This is a genomic window from Comamonas halotolerans, assembly GCF_030162935.1.
Lineage (GTDB): Bacteria > Pseudomonadota > Gammaproteobacteria > Burkholderiales > Burkholderiaceae_C > Comamonas > Comamonas halotolerans.
Genome location: NZ_JASAUZ010000055.1, coordinates 1 through 318, shown reverse-complemented (window position 1 = coordinate 318; position 318 = coordinate 1). Strand labels below are relative to the sequence as shown.

At 49.4% G+C, this 318-nt stretch carries 1 rRNA gene; it reads right to left on the bottom strand.

Features of this window, described 5'->3' with window-relative positions:
- Positions 1 to 101 precede the first annotated feature (101 nt).
- Positions 102 to 214: ribosomal RNA gene (gene rrf / locus QEP11_RS15675) — 5S ribosomal RNA — on the bottom strand.
- Positions 215 to 318: the final 104 nt, after the last annotated feature.

The following is a 318-nucleotide window of genomic DNA, read 5'->3' as shown; positions in this document are numbered from 1 at the left end:
TAAGAGCGCACATCGTGCGCTCTTTTTATTCTTCGGCTTTGATGCCCTAGAAAAACAAAACCCCTGCCTCTTGCAAAGGTCAGGGGTTTGTCACTGTAAGAGCCTGACGATGACCTACTTTCACACGGGAATCCGCACTATCATCGGCGCAAAGTCGTTTCACTGTCCTGTTCGGGATGGGAAGGAGTGGGACCAACTTGCTATGGTCATCAGGCATAACTGTCCGCCAAGCAGCCACTACGTGCTACCAAGCTTAAAAATTAGCGCTTCTATTTAAAACAAAACCCCCTGCCTCATTCAAGGTCAGGGGGTGTTGCA